Genomic DNA, 14,671 nt, shown 5'->3' with positions numbered 1-14,671 from the left:
CGTGGGCCAAGCGCGAGGAAAAGCCTTTGGAGCAAGGCAAATGTGTCAGAGCGTGATCCGGTAGAGCGCGAATCCGTCTTGGGCTTCGCCCGCATCCGCGATCTGCACACCCTTCACGGCCTCCATGAAGTCCCGTCCAGCGGGGCCGGAGGCGAAGGTCACCGTGGTGCCTTCCATTGGCGCAAAGCTCCAGTTGCCATCCGCCGCGGGGTTGATCGTGCCTTGCTCCTGAATAAACCGCACGATGATATCGCGATTGGTATCGGGCCCTTCGAACACGATTTTCGAGGCATCCACGCCCGGGAAATGGCCACCGCCGCCAGCGCGGTAATTGTTCGACGCCACGATGAACTCCTGATCAGGGTCAATGGGTTTGCCCTCGAACATCAGATCCACGATCCGCCCGCCCTCGCTGACCTGTTTGCCCTCGCTGTCGAATTTGGCGGGTTTCGAGAGGTCGATGCGGTAGCTCACCCCGTCAATCACGTCGAAATTATAGCTCGGGAAATCAGGGTTGAGGAGGGCCGCATCCTTGGCCCCCACCTCGATCTGGTTGAACGCCCCCGCCGAACGCTCGAGCCAGTCGGCCACGGTGGCACCCGTCACCTTCAGCGCGCGGAAGGTGTTGGGATAGAGATAGAGATCGGCCACATTCTTGATGGCAACAGGGCCTTTGGCGACATTGGTGTAATAGTCCGGCCCGCCACGCCCGCCACATTTGAACGGTGCCGCCGCCGAGAGGACGGCCAAATCCTTATAGGCGGTTTCCTTCAGCATATCCTTGGCATACCAGCTTTGCGCCTGCGAGACGATCTGCACCGAAGGGTCATCGGCGACCAGCGCGAAATAGCTGTAAAGCGGGGCCGAGGTCTCGCCCACCGGCGAGCGGATATAGGCGAGTGTCGCCTGATGGTCCGGCTCGACGGCCTCGGTGATGGGTGCGAAGCTCTCTGTCAGGGCGATCGCCTTGCGGTCCTCGCGCTTGTAGATGGGGCGGGCCTCGGAAGTATGGCTCACAATCCCCCATTTGCCGTTCTGCTTCTCCAGCATCAGGTCGATCAGCCCCATATGCGAGCCCCAGAACCCCGCCATCACGGCGGGCTTGCCGGCGAGCGTGCCCTTTTCGGCATCCACGCCCTCGATGCCCGCATAATCGGGGCCGGGCAGGACACGGTGCTGGTGGCCGGTCAGCACGACATCGATACCCTCGACCTCGGCCACATAAAGGGCCGCGTTTTCCATGCCTTCGGTGTAACCGCCGCCCTCGATGCCGGTATGGGCCAGCGCGATCACCAGATCACAGGCCTCGTCGCCTTTCAGCTTGGGCACCCATGCCTTGGCGGCCGCCACAATATCGCGCGTCGAAACTCGGCCTTTCAGATTGGCCTCGTCCCATTGCATGATCTGTGGCGGGACGAAACCGATCACGCCGATCTTCACCAGATGCGCCTCGCCCGAGCCATCGGTCAGGGCGCGCTCCATCACATAATAGGGCGGGAAGAGTGTCTGGTCCTCCAGCGGATCGGCGCTTAGCTCGGGGCCCGAGACGACATTGGCGCAGACGAAGGGGAAGGCTGCCGCCTCGAGGGATGCCTGCAGGAATTCGAGCCCGTAATTGAACTCGTGATTGCCGAGCGTCGCGCAATCATAGCCAAGGATGTTCATCGCCTTGACCATCGGGTGCACGTCATCGCCTACACCTTTCTGATGCGCGATGTAATCACCCAGAGGATTGCCCTGCAGCAAGTCGCCATTATCCAGCAGAAGCGTGTTCTCGGCCTCGTCGCGCAAGCCCTCGATCAGGGTCGCGGTGCGGGCCAGCCCTTGGGTGTCGTCGGGCTTGTCGCCGTAATAGTCATAGGGGTCGAGCGCCACATGGATATCGGTCGTCTCGATGATGCGCAGATGGATCTGGCCCTCGGCGGCCTCGGCCTTGAACGGATGCACCAGATAGGCGCCGGTGGCGGCGGTAGCCGACAGAAAGAAGCGGCGAGAAATGCCCGACATGAAAATCCCCTTCATCAGTTTTTTCCAAATCTGGCGCAGATCCCCGACAGTTTCACGACAATTGCGCAGGGCACGTCGGGTCAATCCGCCGCAACCTGCCGAAATGCGCGAAAATTAGACCACACGATCAATTCCTATCAACGAGCGGAGGACGGCTTCGGGGTTGATTTGGGTGGTTCAGCTGGCACTTTGGGGACGTGACGCGGTAATTTGCCCTTTTCAGGGCAGGGCTTTGGCCCCATATCGCAGTTCTGGAAAGGCAGGAAGGGCGGACAGCCTCACCTGAGAACGAATTGCGTAAGCGCTTACCCATCCGCAGGGCGGTTCCTGCATTGGGGCAAGAGGTGGCTGCCACTATGATGGGAGGAAAGCCGATGGGCGTTTCGAAGACGATCTGGATGAACCCGTCCGAGATTATCCGTGTGAACCGGCCCGATCATCCGGTGCTGGTCTTCTCTCCTGCGGTGCTACAGCAGACGGCGGTGCGCTATATCCGCGGCTTTCCGGGGCTTGTGACCTATGATGTCAAATCGAACCCCGCCGAGATGGTGATCGAGAATCTCGCCGCCGCCAGTATCCGCGGCTTCGATGTGGCCTCGCCCGACGAGATCGATCTGATCCGCCGCCTCGCGCCCAATTGCGCGCTCCATTACCATAATCCCGTGCGCGGGCGGGCCGAGATCGCCCATGCGGTCGAGGCCGGCGTGAAGGTCTGGTCGGTCGATAGCCGGAGCGAATTGTCGAAGCTGGTCGATCTGGTGCCCTATGAGGGTTGCGAGATCTCGGTGCGCTTCGAGCTGGCCGACGAGACGGGGGCCTATGACGCAAGCGCGAAGTTCGGCGCGACCGAGGATCTGGCGGTTGCTCTTCTGCGCGATGTGGGTGAGGCGGGCTTCAAGCCCTCGCTCACCTTCCAGCCCGGATCGCAGGTGACCGACCCGATGGTCTGGGACCGCTACATCCGTGCCGCGGCGCGCATTGCGGAGCAGGCAGGTGTCAGGCTCCACCGGCTTAACGTGGGCGGGGGATTCCCCAATCACCGCAAGGCGGGGCCTGCGCCCAAGGTCGAGGAGATTTTCACCACCATTGACCGCGTGGCGGGCGAGGCCTTTGGCGAGGCGCGTCCCGCATTGGTCTGCGAGCCGGGGCGGGGGCTGGTGGGCGATGCCTTCACCCATATCACCCGCGTGAAATCGCTGCGCGATGGCGGTGACGTGTTCCTCAATGACGGGATCTATGGCGGGCTGGCCGATCTGCCGCTGGTGGGCAATATCGAGCGCCTGACCTGCTACGGACCTGATGGCCGCAAGCGCGAGGGCGCAACGCTCCCGCGCACGGTCTTCGGTCCGACCTGCGATCCGGTGGACCGCCTACCCAGCCAGCTGGCGCTCCCCGAGGATCTGGAGGAAGAGGATTACATCGTCTTCCACGGCATGGGGGCCTATAGCGCCGTGACCAACACCCGCTTCAGCGGTTTCGGCAAGATGGAGATCGTCACGGCGCTCAGTCTTGTGTGATCAGGGCTTCAGGCTGGTGGTGACGTAATTCACCGACAGATCGCGCGCCGAGGTGGACCAGCGCCATGTGATGGGGTTGAGCACCATGCCCTTGCGGTCGACCATATCCAGCTGGGCGTTCAGGACCATGTCCTCCAGCTCGTCGGGGGTGATGAACTTTGCCCAGTCATGGGTGCCGTTGGGGAGCCATTTCAGGATCCGCTCGGCCCCGATGATGGCGAACATATAGCTCTTGGCATTGCGATTGAGGGTGGAGACAAACATCATCCCCCCCGATTTCACCAGCGCCGCACAGGTCTCGATGAACTCTTGCGGCACGGCCACATGTTCGACGATCTCCATCGCCAGAACCACGTCGAATGTCTCGCCATCTGCGGCCAGCGCCTCGGCGGTGCCGTGGCGGTAATCGATCTCGAGCCCCGATTGCTCGGCATGCAGCCGCGCCACCGGCAGGTTGCCTTCAGCGGCATCCACACCCACCACGGTCGCGCCGAGCCGCGCCATCGGTTCCGACAGGAGCCCGCCGCCACAGCCGATATCCAGAATGCGCAGCCCTTCAAAAGGTCGTGCGTCGCGCAGGTTGCGGCCGAATTGCGCTGCGATCTGTGTGGTCAGATAGTCGAGGCGGCAAGGGTTCATCTGGTGCAGCGGGCGGAACTTGCCGTTCGGGTCCCACCATTCGGCGGCCATCGCCTCAAATTTGGCGACCTCATCGGGATTGATCGTCGATTTCGCGTCTGACATGCTTTGCCCTCGAAATATCTGCCTCTGCCCCGTGGTGGAGCACCGTTTTGCGCTATATAGTCTGATCATGGATAGAACTGCAGGTCAAAAACGTCAGCCGACATCATATCTTTACCCGCCGATCGAGCCTTTCGACCGGCGGATGCTGGATGTGGGCGATGGCCATCAGCTGTATGTCGAGCAATCGGGCAATCCGCATGGCGTGCCCGTGGTAGTGTTCCATGGCGGTCCGGGGGGCGGGTGCAGCCCCGCGATGCGCCGGTTCTTCGATCCGGCCCATTACCGGATCGTGCTCTTCGACCAGCGTGGTTGCGGGCTGTCCAAGCCGCAGGCCTCGGTGGAGCATAATACCACATGGCATCTGGTCGCCGATATCGAGCTGATTCGTCAAACCCTCGGGATCGAGCGCTGGATCGTTTTCGGCGGCAGCTGGGGGGCAACGCTGGCGCTGATCTATGCCGAGGCGCATCCGGACCATGTGCAGGCGCTGGTGCTGCGCGGTGTGTTTCTGGCGATGCAGCGCGAGATCGACTGGTTTTACGGGGGCGGCGCGGGGCAGTTCTTCCCCGATCTGTGGGCCCGCTTTTGCGAGCAGATCCCCGAGGAGGAACGCGACGATCTCGTCGGGGCCTATCACAAACGCCTCTTCTGCGGCGATTATGTGACCGAGGCCCGCCATGCCCGCATCTGGACGATGTGGGAAAACGCTCTGGCATCGGTGGATACTGACGGCCATATGGGCGAGGCGCCGGCGGATTATGCCCGTGCGTTCGCGCGTCTGGAAAATCACTATTTTACCAACAGGGCCTTTCTCGACGAGGATGGCCAGATCTTGCGTGACCGTCACCGGATCGAGCATATCCCGACCATGATCGTGCAGGGGCGGATGGATATGATCTGCCCGCCGCTTTCGGCATGGCGTCTGGCGCGGGACTGGCCGCTGGCCGAACTGCAGATGGTGCCAGCCTCGGGGCATGCGCTGTCGGAGCCGCGTATCACGCAGGCGCTGGTGGGCATCATGGACAGGCTGCGTCGCTGAGGCTCCGAAAGCGGGGCCTGCGCGAAACGCTTGCAAACAGGCGTTCTGTAAGCTATAGACAGGGCCAACAGCGGCGTGTCGGGCTTGGCTCGGCATCCACCGAACCTATGTAACGGGCCGCTTGGCCCGTTTTTTGTTATACGGGTCAAGGCATTCAACGAAGGACGGACATGACCGACCTCATCGCAAAGACCGCCATCGACCGGCGTTTGGCAGATATTGTTCAGCCCACCATTGAGGGGCTGGGTTTCGAGTTGATTCGTATCCGCCTGCAGGGCGGCAGGACGGCAACGCTCCAGATCATGGCTGATCGCCCCGAGGGCGGTATCATCGTGGACGATTGCGCCAAGATCTCGACCGCGGTGAGTGCCGTTCTGGATGTGGAAGACCCGATCGAGGAGAATTACCATCTCGAGGTCTCCTCGCCGGGTATCGACCGCCCGCTGACGCGTCTGAAGGATTTCGACGCATGGGAAGGCTACGAGGCGAAGATCGAGACCTCCGAGATGATCGACGGCCGCCGCCGCTTCAAAGGTTTTATCCGTGGCACGGAGGGCGAGGAGGTCCTTCTCGAGCTGGAAGAACAGGGCGAGACGGTGACCATCGGTCTGCAATTCGACTGGCTGTCGGATGCAAAACTCGTGCTGACCGACGACCTGATTGACGAGATGCTGCGCCAGAAGAAAGCCTCTGGTGCGATTGATGAAACCCAATTCGACGAGATCGAAACGGATACGGATGCTTCCGACGAGGAGAAAGAGTGATGGCAATCACCTCTGCCAACCAGCTTGAACTGCTGCAGACCGCCGAGGCCGTGGCCCGCGAAAAGATGATCGACCCCGATCTGGTGATCGAGGCGATGGAGGATTCGCTGGCCCGTGCGGCAAAGTCCCGTTACGGCTCGGAAATGGACATCCGCGTCCATATCGACCGCAAGACCGGTCGTGCGACCTTCACGCGGGTGCGCACCGTCGTGGCCGACGAAGATCTGGAAAACTATCAGGCAGAGCTGACCGTCAAGCAGGCCAAGCAATACAAGGCAGAGCCGGAGATCGGTGACGAGATCATCGACGAGGTTCCCCCGGTCGATCTGGGCCGCATCGCCGCGCAATCCGCCAAGCAGGTGATCCTGCAGCGCGTGCGCGAAGCTGAGCGTGACCGCCAGTTCGACGAGTTCAAGGATCGCAAGGGCACCATCATCAATGGTGTGGTCAAGCGCGAGGAATACGGCAATATCATCGTCGATATCGGTCGTGGTGAGGGTATCCTGCGCCGCAACGAGAAGATCGGCCGCGAATCCTACCGCCCGAGCGACCGCATCCGCTGCTTCGTGAAAGACGTGCGCCGCGAGACCCGTGGCCCGCAGATCTTCCTGTCGCGCACCGATCCGCAATTCATGGCGGAACTGTTCAAGATGGAAGTGCCGGAGATCTATGACGGCATCATCGAGATCAAGGCCGTGGCCCGTGATCCGGGCTCGCGTGCGAAGATCGCCGTGATCTCGCATGACAATTCGATCGACCCCGTCGGCGCTTGCGTCGGTATGCGCGGTTCGCGTGTGCAGGCCGTCGTGGGCGAGCTGCAGGGCGAGAAGATCGACATTATTCCGTGGAACGAAGATACCGCGACCTTCCTCGTGAACGCGCTGCAGCCGGCAGAAGTGTCGAAAGTGGTCTTCGATGAAGAAGCGCAGAAGATTGAAGTGGTTGTGCCCGACGAGCAGCTGTCGCTGGCCATCGGCCGTCGCGGCCAGAACGTGCGTCTTGCCTCGCAGCTGACCGGTCTCGACATCGACATCATGACCGAGGCCGATGAATCGAGCCGCCGTCAGGCCGAATTCGCAGAGCGGACCAAACTGTTCGTGGATGCACTTGATATCGACGAGTTCTTTGCCCAACTTCTGGTTTCGGAAGGCTTCACCACTCTCGAGGAGGTGGCCTATGTCGAGAGCGACGAGCTGATGTCCATCGAAGGTATCGATGATGGCACCGCCGAGGAACTCCAGGCCCGCGCCCGCGATTATATCGAGGAGCTGAACCGCAAGGCCATCGAGAGCGCTCGCGCGCTTGGTGCCGAGGACAGCCTCTTCGAGGTCGAAGGTCTGACCGCACCGATGGTCGAGGCGCTGGCAAAAGACGGCGTGAAGACGCTGGAAGATTTCGCGACCTGCGCCGACTGGGAGCTGGCCGGTGGCTGGACCACCGTCGATGGCAAGCGCCAGAAAGACGACGGTCTTCTGGAGGCGTTCGACGTCTCGCTGGAAGATGCGCAGACAATGGTTATGACCGCACGCGTTCAGCTGGGTTGGGTTGACCCGACCGAGCTGGAAGCAGCGGCAGACGTAGAAGAGGCCGAGGGCGAAGAGCCCAAGGCCTGAAAGAGAAGGGGATCGGACCGATCATGAGCCGTGGTGGGCGAGACAAAACAAATGACGAGTCGGAACGGCGCTGCATCGTCACGCAAGACGTGCAGCCCAAGGCCGGGCTTGTGCGTTTCGTGCTGGGGCCGGACGGTCTGATCTATCCCGACGTGGCAGAAAAACTGCCGGGTCGGGGGATCTGGGTGACCTCGGATCGCGAGATCATCGAGAAGGCAGTTGCCAAGGGATTGTTCTCCCGTGGCGCAAAAACCAAGGCGGAGGCGCCGGATAATCTGGCGGATCTCGTCGATCAGGCTCTTGCACAACGCGTGGTCGAGCTTATCTCCTTGGTCAGGAAATCTGGCAAAGCCGTATGTGGCTTTGAAAAGGTCAAGGGCTGGCTCGCGGAAGGTCGGGCAAAGGTACTCTTCCAGGCGACCGATGGATCGGAACGCGGGAAGGGCAAGCTCTGGACCCCCGAAGGCAGCCGTTGGTTCGGTTGCCTGACCAGCGCGGAATTGGGTTTGGCTTTTGGGCGTGATCGTGCAATACACGGCGCGCTTGGTTCTGGTGGACTCACTCCGCGTGTCATAACAGAAGCGGCAAGGCTTGCGGGGATGCGCAAGCAGGACGGCGGCAAAGCGGCTGCCAGTAAGGATACGAAGACGGCATGAGCGATACGGACGGCAAAAAAACCCTCGGTCTTGGTGGCGCACGCCCCGGTTCGGTGAAGCAGAGCTTCAGCCACGGGCGCACCAAGAGCGTGGTGGTGGAAACCAAGACCAAGAAACGGGTCGTGAACAAGCCTGCGGCCGGTGCGGCCGGCAAGCCCTCCGGCTCGCGCCCGAATTTGGGTGACCCTAAAAAACGCCCTGCAGGCATCTCCGATGCCGAGATGGAGCGCCGTCTGAAGGCGCTCCAGGCTGCAAAAGCACGCGAAGTCGAGGAAGCTGCAACCCGTGAGGCCGAGGAAAAGGCCCGCGAGGAAGAGCGCGAGCGTCGTCGCGCCGAGCAGGAAGCAAAAGAGAAAGAAGAGCGTGAGCGCGAAGAAGCGCTGCGCCTGAAGGCAGAAGAGGACGAGCGCAAGGCGCGCGAGGCCGAACTGCGTGCGAAGAAGAAGGAAGAGGTCCGCAAGGCTCCCAAAGCCGACGCACCTGCCGCGCCGCAAGACCGCGCCGCTGCAGAGGCCGCTGCTTCGCGTGCCGAGACCAAAGGGGTTTCGGCCTCGGGTCCGCGCAAGACTGATCGTGAGCGTGATCGCAGCAGCGACCGCGATTCGCGTGGCAAAGCTGCCAAGGACGAGAGCCGCCGTTCGGGCAAGCTGTCGCTCAATGATGCGCTGACCGGCCGCGAAGGGCGCCAGCGCTCGCTCGCGTCGATGAAGCGCAAGCAGGAGCGTCAGCGTCAGAAGGGCATGGATAGCGGTCGCGCCGAGAAGCAGGTGCGCGATGTCCAGCTGCCGGAAACCATTCTGGTCGGCGAGCTTGCCAACCGTATGGCCGAACGGACTGCGGATGTGGTGAAATCGCTCATGAAAATGGGTATGATGGTGACCGCAAACCAGCCGCTTGATGTCGATACCGCAGAACTGGTGATCGAGGAATTCGGCCACCGCGCGGTGCGCGTTTCGGATGCGGATGTCGAGCAGGTGATCGACACGGTTCAGGACAAGGATGAAGATCTTCAGCCGCGTCCGCCGATCGTGACCATCATGGGCCACGTGGACCACGGCAAGACCTCGCTTCTGGATGCGATCCGTAAGGCGAATGTCGTTTCCGGTGAGGCCGGCGGCATCACCCAGCATATCGGCGCCTATCAGGTGACCACCGATAGCGGGGCGGTTCTGACCTTCCTCGACACCCCCGGCCACGCGGCGTTCACGTCGATGCGGGCACGCGGTGCTAATGTGACCGACGTTGTCATCCTGGTTGTGGCGGCAGACGATTCGGTCATGCCGCAGACGATCGAGGCGATCAACCACGCGAAAGCGGCGAATGTGCCGATGATCGTGGCGATCAACAAGATCGACAAGCACGAGGCAAACGCACAGCGCGTGCGCACCGAGCTTCTGCAGCATAACGTGGTTGTCGAAGAGATGGGCGGCGACGTCCAGACCGTTGAAGTGTCGGCCAAATCGGGCAAGGGGCTTGATACCCTGCTGGACGCCATCGCGCTTCAGGCAGAGATCCTCGAACTGAAAGCCAACCCGAACCGTCAGGCGCAGGGTGCGGTGATCGAAGCCAAGCTCGATGTGGGTCGTGGTCCGGTTGCCACCGTTCTGGTGCAGCACGGCACGCTCAAGCGCGGCGATATCTTCGTCGTGGGCGAGCAGTGGGGTAAGGTCCGCGCGCTGATCAACGATCGCGGTGACCGCGTCGATGAAGCCGGTCCGTCGGTTCCGGTCGAGGTGCTCGGCCTCAACGGTACGCCCGAAGCAGGCGACGTGTTGAACGTGGTTGAAACCGAGGCACAGGCCCGCGAGATCGCGGATTACCGTATCTCGGCCGCCAAGGACAAACGTGCGGCTGCCGGTGCGGCGACAACGCTGGAGCAGCTGATGGCGAAAGCCAAGGCCGACAAGAGCGTTTCGGAACTGGCCGTTGTGGTCAAGGCCGACGTGCAGGGGTCGACCGAGGCGATCGTTCAGGCGCTCGAGAAGATCGGCAACGAGGAAGTGCGCGTGCGCGTCATCCATTCGGGTGTGGGTGCGATCACCGAATCCGATATCGGTCTGGCCGAAGCAAGCCAGGCGCCGGTCATCGGCTTCAACGTCCGTGCCAACGCTCCGGCGCGCAGCTCGGCCAACCAGAAAGGTGTCGAGATCCGCTATTACTCGATCATCTATGATCTGGTGGATGACATCAAAGCGGCCGCATCGGGCCTGCTGTCGGCCGAGATCCGCGAGAACTTCATCGGCTATGCGGAGATTCGCGAAGTCTTCAAGGTTACCGGCGTCGGCAAGGTTGCAGGCTGCTTGGTCACCGAGGGCGTTGCCCGCCGTTCGGCAGGCGTGCGTCTGCTGCGCGAGGATGTGGTGATCCACGAAGGCACCTTGAAGACGCTCAAGCGCTTCAAGGACGAGGTCAAGGAAGTCATCTCCGGTCAGGAATGCGGTATGGCCTTCGAGCGTTACGAGGATATCCGCCCCGGCGATGTCATCGAGATCTTCGAGCGCGAAGAGATCGAACGCTCGCTCTGATCAGACACAAGAAAAGGCGGCCCGCGAGGCCGCCTTTTTTATTGCGCGAAAGGGCGGGGCTCAGAGCCCCAGCACATCCATCATATCATATTGCCCGGGGTCCTTGTCCTGACCCCAGAGCGCCGCTTTCACCGCTCCGCGGGCGAAGATGCCGCGATCGGTCGCCATATGGCGCAGGATGATCCGCTCGCCCATGCCCGCAAACAGCACATCATGTTCGCCCACGATATCGCCACCACGGATGGCGGAGAAGCCGATGGCGCCTTTCTCGCGCGCGCCGGTGATGCCGTCGCGACCGGCTTCGCGGTGATCGGCAAGCCGGATGCCACGGCCCTCGGCTGCGGCCTCGCCCAGCATCAGTGCGGTGCCCGAAGGCGCATCGACCTTGCGGTTGTGATGGGCCTCGATCACCTCGATATCCCACTCCTCATCCAGCGCTTGGGCCACCTTTTTCGTCAGCTGGGTCAGCAGGTTCACGCCAAGGCTCATATTGCCCGCGCGCACCTGCACCGCATGGAAGGCCGCGGGTTTCAGCGCCTCGAGCTGCTCATCGGTGAACCCTGTCGTGCCGATCACATGGGTGGCGCGTGCCTGCGCGGCGAGTTCGGCAAATTCCAGCGTGGCTTCGGGGGTGGTGAAGTCGATCACCGCCTGGGCCTTGGCAAAGGCTTCGAGCGGGTCATCGGTGACCACGACGCCATGGCCCAGCCCCATCAGCTCGCCCAGATCGCGGCCGGCCCATCCGTTGCCCTGCCGCACGACCGCGCCGGCCAGCTGCACTTTGTCGGAGGCCACGACGCTGCGGATCAGCATCTGCCCCATACGGCCCGAGGCCCCTGTGATGACGATTCCGGGAAGTTCACCCATGGTTCTCTCTTTCGTTATTGGCCTTTCAGTTGCGACCCTGCTTATCCTGAGTGCCAAGTGTTGGCAAAGCCTCATGCGCCCCTGCCTATCAGGGGCATTGCGTGACGGGCTGCAAATGTCTATGTGCGGAAGTATGGCAAAGAACCGCTTCAATTCGGCCGAAGGGCCCTCTCAACGGCAGCTCCGCGTGGGCGAGCTGATCCGTCGTGCATTGTCTGACATCCTGCTGCGCGGCGATGTGCATGATCCCGATCTGTCCGGCGTGTCCGTGACGGTGGGCGAGGTGCGCTGTTCGCCCGACCTGAAGGTCGCCACCGCCTATGTCACCCCTCTGGGCGGCAGGGGGGAGGAGGGGCTGATCAAGGCTCTGGCCCGCAACAAGGGCGAGATCCGCCATATGGTGGGCAAGAGCCTGACCCTGAAATTCACTCCCGATCTGCGGTTCCGCCTGGACGAGACCTATGACCGTATGGATGAAACCCGCCGTCTGTTCTCGGACGAGACGGTGCAGCGTGATGTGGCCCGTCATGATGACGATGATGACGAAGATCTGGACTAATTTCCTGATCCTTGCCCTTCTGGCTCTGGTCTCGCGCCCACTCTGGGCGCAGACCGCTGATGACCCTTGCCATCGGGTCGATTTCGATGGCGCGGCCTTTACCGTATGCGAGGCCGATGCAGGCGATGATCTGCGGCTATGGTGGAACGATCCGTCCGGACAGCTGATCGGCACCCCCGAGCGCCTGGAAGGTCAGCTGGGCTCCGACGAAGTTCTGGGCTTTGCGATGAATGCGGGGATGTATCACTCGGATCGTCGCCCCGTGGGGCTCTATGTCGAGAAGGGGCAGCAAGAGCGCCCGATTGTCACCTCCGAAGGGCCGGGGAATTTCGGGCTGCTGCCCAATGGCGTGTTCTGTATTGCACCCGACCGTCTGACGGTGATGGAATCGCGCAGCTTCAACGCCGATCCGCCCACCTGCACCTATGCGACGCAATCCGGCCCGATGCTGGTGATTGACGGGGCGCTTCATCCGAAATTCCTGCCCGATAGCGACAGCCTGAACATCCGTAACGGAGTGGGCGTGTCGGCGGATGGCAAACACGCATGGTTCGCGATTTCCGAGACACCGGTGAATTTCCACCTCTTCGCGCGGCTCTTCCGTGACGAGCTGGGTGCACGCAATGCGCTCTATTTCGATGGCAAGATCTCGCGGTTGGTCGATCCGTCCGAGAACCGCGCCGATTTCGGCCTGCCGATGGGGCCGATTGTCGGGCTTGTGCGCCCCAAGCCCGCGCCTGCCGAGTGACCCTGTCGATACTCTCGACGGCAGGTTGACCGGATGACGCCCTTGAGCTAGCAGGGCGCCTTGCAGATCTGGTCAAGCGAAGGACGGGCAATGGCACGCAAAAAAGGTCGGGATGTTTCGGGCTGGCTGATTATCGATAAGCCCGCCGGTATTACCTCGACATCCGTTGTCAACAAAGTGCGTTGGGCGCTTGGCGCCAAGAAGGCTGGCCATGCGGGCACGCTGGATCCGGCAGCAACCGGCGTGCTGGCCGTGGCCTTGGGCGAGGCCACGAAGACCGTTCCCTATATCACCGATGCCGACAAGTGCTACCGTTTCCAGGTGCGCCTGGGGGCTGCCACCAATACTGATGATGCCGAGGGCGAAGTCATCGAGACTTCGGACAAGCGTCCGAGCGATGACGATATCCGCGCGGCACTTCCGCAATTTGTGGGCGATATCATGCAGGTGCCGCCGCAGTTTTCTGCCGTGAAGGTGGATGGCGAGCGCGCCTATGCCTTGGCCCGCAAGGGCGAGGAAATGGAGCTGGCCGCACGCCCCCTCTGGGTCGAGAGCCTGACGCTGGTCTCGCGGGTCGATGTCGATACGGTCGAGCTGGAAATGGTCTGCGGCAAGGGCGGTTATGTGCGCTCGATCGCCCGTGATCTGGGGCAAGTGCTGGGGTGCTTGGGCCATGTCCTGTGGCTGCGCCGCGAATGGTCCGGCCCGTTCGAGGCCGCGCAGGGGATCAGCCTCGAGACGCTGGATGAGCTGGCCAAGACGCCCGAGCTGGATGCCCGCGTGCAGCCGCTGGAGATCGGTCTGGCGGATCTGCCCGAGCTGAAATGCACCCCCGAGGGCGCGGTGCGCCTGCGCAATGGCAACCCGGGAATGGTGCTGGCCTCGGCCTGCGAGTATGGCGATGAGGCATGGGTGTCCTATGAGGGGGTGCCGCTGGCTGTAGGCACCTACAAGGCGGGCGAGTTGCATCCGAGCCGCGTCTTTAATCTGTAATCCTTGACAGGCCGGTGGATTTCCTCCGGCCTTTGCCTTGGCGAAAGGACGGCCTCATGGTCACGCGCGAGTTTCTCAAGGGCGATGCGGCTTCCATCGCGGTCTATTCCGATGACGAGCAGTTCCGGTATCTGCTGACCCGTGTATGGGACCCGAAAGGCCCGCGCGCGCTGTTCATCATGCTCAACCCCTCGACCGCGACCGAGGTGCAGAACGACCCGACCGTGGAGCGCTGCGAGCGCCGTGCACGGGTGTTGGGATTCGGGGCGTTCCGCGTGACCAATATCTTCGCCTATCGCGCCACCGACCCCAAGGTGATGCGGGCCCAGCCAGATCCGGTCGGCCCCGAGAACGACCGCGCCATCCTCGAGAGCCTCGATTGGGTGTCCGGCCCCGAGGATCGGGTGATCTGCGCATGGGGCGCACATGGGGCACATCTGGGCCGTGGCGCGGTTGTCGAGGCGCTTTTGCGCGGGGCCGATCGCCCGCTCTACCATCTGGGCCTGACACAGGCCGGCGCGCCCAAACATCCTCTTTATATCAGCTACGCGCAGCAGCCGGTGCTCTGGGGGTGAGTTTACCATAGCACCAGAAAGCCTTCCCATTTCGCGATTGCCCTTAGGGAATCTTGTGATGTTG

General features: G+C 62.2%; 13 protein-coding genes. 10 read left to right on the top strand and 3 right to left on the bottom strand.

All coding sequences use genetic code 11. From position 1 onward, the window contains the following. Positions 1-45: 45 nt before the first annotated feature. Positions 46-2,007: a bifunctional 2',3'-cyclic-nucleotide 2'-phosphodiesterase/3'-nucleotidase gene (locus tag WDB91_RS03155; protein WP_339113721.1), complete on the bottom strand. Its 1,962-nt coding sequence runs from the start codon at positions 2,005-2,007 to the stop codon at positions 46-48. A 374-nt stretch (positions 2,008-2,381) separates the two neighbouring features. On the opposite strand from WDB91_RS03155, the gene WDB91_RS03150 reads away from it, so the two are divergent. Beyond that, a complete protein-coding gene (locus tag WDB91_RS03150; protein ID WP_339113720.1) occupies positions 2,382-3,524 on the top strand; it encodes a type III PLP-dependent enzyme in 1,143 nt (380 codons plus the stop codon). Here WDB91_RS03150 and ubiG read toward each other — a convergent pair whose 3' ends face one another. Continuing rightward, a complete protein-coding gene (gene ubiG / locus WDB91_RS03145) occupies positions 3,525-4,268 on the bottom strand; it encodes a bifunctional 2-polyprenyl-6-hydroxyphenol methylase/3-demethylubiquinol 3-O-methyltransferase UbiG (RefSeq protein WP_339113719.1) in 744 nt (247 codons plus the stop codon). A 67-nt stretch (positions 4,269-4,335) separates the two neighbouring features. Between ubiG and pip the strand changes: the two genes are divergently transcribed. The 5 genes from pip to infB all read left to right on the top strand — a co-directional run bounded on the left by pip (position 4,336) and on the right by infB (position 10,865). After that, entirely contained in the window at positions 4,336-5,307 is a 972-nt protein-coding gene (gene pip, locus WDB91_RS03140) for a prolyl aminopeptidase (protein WP_339113718.1), read from the top strand. 170 nt (positions 5,308-5,477) lie between these two features. Then, positions 5,478-6,071 (top strand): ribosome maturation factor RimP, encoded by a 594-nt coding sequence (gene rimP, locus WDB91_RS03135; RefSeq protein WP_339113717.1) that lies wholly within the window; start codon positions 5,478-5,480, stop codon positions 6,069-6,071. Further along, a complete protein-coding gene (gene nusA, locus WDB91_RS03130; RefSeq protein WP_339113716.1) occupies positions 6,071-7,684 on the top strand; it encodes a transcription termination factor NusA in 1,614 nt (537 codons plus the stop codon). The genes rimP and nusA overlap by 1 nt, the downstream gene beginning before the upstream one ends. Positions 7,685-7,707: 23 nt before the next feature. After that, positions 7,708-8,340: an RNA-binding protein gene (locus tag WDB91_RS03125; RefSeq protein WP_339113715.1), complete on the top strand. Its 633-nt coding sequence runs from the start codon at positions 7,708-7,710 to the stop codon at positions 8,338-8,340. After that, a complete protein-coding gene (infB, locus tag WDB91_RS03120; RefSeq protein WP_339113714.1) occupies positions 8,337-10,865 on the top strand; it encodes a translation initiation factor IF-2 in 2,529 nt (842 codons plus the stop codon). The genes WDB91_RS03125 and infB overlap by 4 nt, the downstream gene beginning before the upstream one ends. A 60-nt stretch (positions 10,866-10,925) precedes the next feature. Here infB and dapB read toward each other — a convergent pair whose 3' ends face one another. Next, positions 10,926-11,732 carry a 4-hydroxy-tetrahydrodipicolinate reductase gene (dapB, locus tag WDB91_RS03115; protein ID WP_339113713.1) on the bottom strand — a complete coding sequence of 269 codons (807 nt, stop codon included), beginning with the start codon at positions 11,730-11,732 and terminating at the stop codon, positions 10,926-10,928. Between the two features lie 133 nt (positions 11,733-11,865). On the opposite strand from dapB, the gene rbfA reads away from it, so the two are divergent. The 4 genes from rbfA (at position 11,866) to WDB91_RS03095 (ending at position 14,607) form a co-directional block, all read left to right on the top strand. After that, positions 11,866-12,291 (top strand): 30S ribosome-binding factor RbfA, encoded by a 426-nt coding sequence (rbfA, locus tag WDB91_RS03110; protein ID WP_339113712.1) that lies wholly within the window; start codon positions 11,866-11,868, stop codon positions 12,289-12,291. Beyond that, a complete protein-coding gene (locus tag WDB91_RS03105; protein ID WP_339113711.1) occupies positions 12,260-13,039 on the top strand; it encodes a phosphodiester glycosidase family protein in 780 nt (259 codons plus the stop codon). Before rbfA ends, WDB91_RS03105 begins: the two co-directional genes overlap by 32 nt. Positions 13,040-13,129: 90 nt before the next feature. After that, positions 13,130-14,032 carry a tRNA pseudouridine(55) synthase TruB gene (truB, locus tag WDB91_RS03100; protein WP_339113710.1) on the top strand — a complete coding sequence of 301 codons (903 nt, stop codon included), beginning with the start codon at positions 13,130-13,132 and terminating at the stop codon, positions 14,030-14,032. Positions 14,033-14,088: 56 nt separating this feature from the next. Next, entirely contained in the window at positions 14,089-14,607 is a 519-nt protein-coding gene (locus WDB91_RS03095; RefSeq protein ID WP_339113709.1) for a DUF1643 domain-containing protein, read from the top strand. Positions 14,608-14,671: the final 64 nt, after the last annotated feature.

Origin of the sequence: Thioclava sp. GXIMD2076 (assembly GCF_037949795.1) — a bacterium.
Classification (GTDB): Bacteria; Pseudomonadota; Alphaproteobacteria; order Rhodobacterales; family Rhodobacteraceae; genus Thioclava; species Thioclava kandeliae.
This window is presented reverse-complemented; position numbering and strand designations above follow the sequence as displayed.